Consider the following 3,267-nt stretch of genomic DNA (forward strand, 5'->3'; position numbering starts at 1 on the left):
TCCTCGTGCCCCTTCTGGCTTTTCTCATCTCCTGATTGGGTCAGGGGGTGTGGAGGACCTGGGCCAGGGCGGCGCGCCAGGTGCGGTGGAGGGCGGCGGCCTGGGGGGGCGGCATGGCGGGGGCGAAGGTGCGGGCGGCGGGGGCGGGGGCGGTCCAGGGCTCGCCCAGGGCGGCGAAGGCCAGGGCGGCCACGCCCAGCGCGCCCACCTCGGCCAAGGCGCCGCGCTGGACGGGGCGGCCCAGCAGGTCGGCCTGCAGCTGCATCAGGGCGTCGTTGCCGGAGGCGCCGCCGTCGGCGCGCAGGCTGTCGAGGGGCTGGCCCATGTCCTGCTCCATGGCGGCGAACACGTCGGTGATCTGGAGCGCGATGGCCTCCAGGGTGGCGCGGGCCACGTGGGCGGGGCGGTGCGCCAGGGTGAGCCCGGCGATGGTGCCGCGCGCCGCGTCGTTCCAGTGCGGCGCCCCCAGGCCGGCGAGCGCCGGCACGAAGGTCACGCCCTCCGAGCCGTCCACGGTCTGCGCCAGCGCCGACAGGGCGGCGGCGTCCGGCAGGCCCAGCAGCCCCGCCGCCCAGGCGGCGGCCTGCGCCGAGACGGTGATGTTGCCTTCCAGCGCGTAGGCCACCCCGCCGGCGCGGGTGGACCAGCCGATGGTGCCCGACAGCCCGTGGGCCGAGGCCACGCGCCCGGGCGTGAGGGTCATGAGCGAGGAGCCCGTCCCGTAGGTGGCCTTGACCACGCCGGGCCCGCGCACGCCGTGGCCGTAAAGCGCGGCGTGGCTGTCGCCCATCATGGCCAGCACCGGCGTGCCCGCGGGCAGGGCGGTGCCCGCCGCCAGCGCGCCGAAGCGGCTGTCGGAGGGGCGCGCCTCGGGCAGGGCGGCGACGGGGGCGCCGAACAGCGCGCCCAGCTCCTCCGACCAGGCGAGCCGCCCGGTGTCGAAGAGCTGCGTGCGCGAGGCGTTGGAATGGTCGGTGGCGAAGCTCGCCCCGCCCGTGAGCTTCCACAGCAGCCAGCTGTCCACCGTGCCCGCCCGCAGCCGCCCCTGCGCCAGCAGCTCGCGCGCCGCGGGCAGGCTGGCCAGGAGCCAGCCCAGCTTGGAGGCGGGAAAGAGCGGGTTGATGCCCAGGCCCGTCAGGGCGCGCACGCGGGCGTCGTGGCCCGCCGCGATCAGCGCCGCGCAGGCCGGGGCGGTGCGGCGGCATTGCCACAGGATGGCCGGGGCCAGGGGCCGGTGGGTCTGGGCGTCCCAGGCCACCAGCGTTTCGCGCTGGTTGGCGATGGCCAGGCCCGCGATGCTGTCGGGGCCCGCCTGCGCCACGATGTCGGCCAGCGCGCCCTGGACGCTGTGCCACAGCGCGTCCGCGTCCTGCTCGGCCCAGCCGTCGCGGGGGTAGCTCGAGGCCAGCGGCCGGCTGGCGCGGGCCAGGATGGCGCCGTCCGCCTGGACCAGGACCGCCTTGGTGCTCGAGGTGCCCTGGTCGAGCGCCAGGACGCGCGGGGCGGTCACGGCGCCGCCTTGCGCGCCAGGGCGCGGCGGGCGGCCGCGGCGATGCCCTCGGCCGAGAGCCCGTATTCCGCAAACAGCCAGTCGACCGAGCCCGTGGGCAGAAAGCCCGGAAAGCCCACCATCTCGACGGGCACCGGACGGGCCTGGGCGGTGATCTCGGCCACCGCGCCGCCCAGCCCGCCCTGGAGGTTGGCCTCCTCCACGGTGACGATCGCGCCGGTGGCGGCCGCCTCGAGCACCGCCTCGCGGTCGATCGGGCTCACCGTGGCCATGTTGAGCACCCGCGCGCGCACCCCTTCGGCCGCCAGCCGGTCGGCGGCCGCCGCCGCCAGGTGCACGGTGGTGCCGCAGGCGATGAGGGCCAGGTCGTCGCCCGCCCGCACGGTCTCGGCCCGGCCCACGCGGAAGGCGCGCCCGGGCATGTCCAACTCGGGCACCGGCATCCGGCTCACCCGGATGAAGACCGGCCCTTCGTGGCCCGCGGCCCAGCGGATGGCCTCGGCGGTCTCCCAGGGGTCGGCGGGCACGATCACCGTGAGGTTGGCGAGCACCCGCAGCCAGGCCAGGTCCTCGAGGGAATGGTGGGTGGGCCCGAGCTCGCCGTAGGCCACGCCCGAGGACTGGCCCACGAGCTTCACGTTGACGTTCGAATAGGCCACGTCCGCCTTGACCTGCTCGAGCGCGCGGCCCGTCAGGAACGGCGAGGCGGCCGAGACGAAGGGCACCTTGCCGCCGTTGGCGAGCCCCGCGCCCACGCCCACCATGGTCTGCTCGGCGATGCCCACGTTGATGAGCCGCTCGGGAAAGGCCTTCTGGAAGCCGCCGAGCTTGGAGGAGCCCACGGAGTCGTTCACCACCGCGACGATGCGGGGGTCCTGGGCGGCCAGCTCCTCGAGGGTGCGGGCCCAGGCCTCGCGGCAGTCGTAAAGGCCGGCCGTCTGGGGGGCGGGATGGGCCATGGTCACACGAGCTCCTTCATCGCTTGCTCGAACTGCTCGGCGTTGGGCACGCCGTGGTGCCAGGCGGCCTTGTTCTCCATGAAGGACACGCCCTTGCCCTTCACCGTGTTGGCGATCACGCACAGCGGCCGCGTCCGTTCGCCCACCGGGCGGCCCAGCACGTCCAGAAGCCGGGCGTGGTCGTGGCCGTCCACCTCCGCCACCTCCCAGCCAAAGGCGCGGAACTTGGCGTCGAGCGGGTCGAGCCCGTTGGTGTCCTCGGTCCCCGCGCCCTGCTGGAGCCGGTTGCGGTCGACGATGAGCGTGAGATGCGACAGGCCGCGGTGCCCCGCCGTCATCGCCGCCTCCCAGTTCGAGCCTTCCTGCAGCTCGCCGTCGCCCGTGAGCACAAAGGTGCGGAACCCCGCGCCGTCGAGCTGGCCCGCGATGGCGATGCCCACCGCCACCGGCACGCCGTGGCCCAGGGGCCCGGTGTTGGTTTCCACCCCCGGCAGGTAGGCGCGGTTGGGGTGGCCGTTGAGCCGCGAGCGGGGCTGCATGTAGGTGTCGAGCCAGGCTTCGGGAAAGAACCCCGCCGCCGCCAGCGCCGTGTAAAGCGCCCCCGTCGCGTGCCCCTTGGACAGGATGAACCGGTCGCGCCCCGGGTCGCCGGGCCGCGCCGGGTCGTGCCGCAGCACCCCCACATAGAGCGTGGCCAGCACGTCGATGGCCGAAAAGTCGCCCCCCGGATGCCCGAGCTGCGCCTCGAACACCATCCGGAACGCCCGCCGGCGCATCCACAGCGCCCGCTCGCGGATC

The 3,267-nt window shown here is 75.2% G+C and carries 3 protein-coding genes; all 3 read right to left on the bottom strand.

The window, feature by feature from the left end; all coding sequences use genetic code 11:
• Window positions 1-40 precede the first annotated feature (40 nt).
• Entirely contained in the window at window positions 41-1,510 is a 1,470-nt protein-coding gene (locus J3P31_RS21075; protein ID WP_210530502.1) for an FGGY-family carbohydrate kinase, read from the bottom strand.
• A complete protein-coding gene (locus J3P31_RS21080) occupies window positions 1,507-2,469 on the bottom strand; it encodes a transketolase family protein (protein ID WP_210530503.1) in 963 nt (320 codons plus the stop codon). Before J3P31_RS21080 ends, J3P31_RS21075 begins: the two co-directional genes overlap by 4 nt.
• Window positions 2,470-2,471: 2 nt before the next feature.
• On the bottom strand, window positions 2,472-3,267 hold a 796-nt coding region (locus J3P31_RS21085), incomplete at its 5' end, for a transketolase (RefSeq protein WP_246849737.1).

Source organism: Rubellimicrobium arenae (genome assembly GCF_017916275.1).
GTDB classification, from domain to species: Bacteria; Pseudomonadota; Alphaproteobacteria; order Rhodobacterales; family Rhodobacteraceae; genus Rubellimicrobium; species Rubellimicrobium arenae.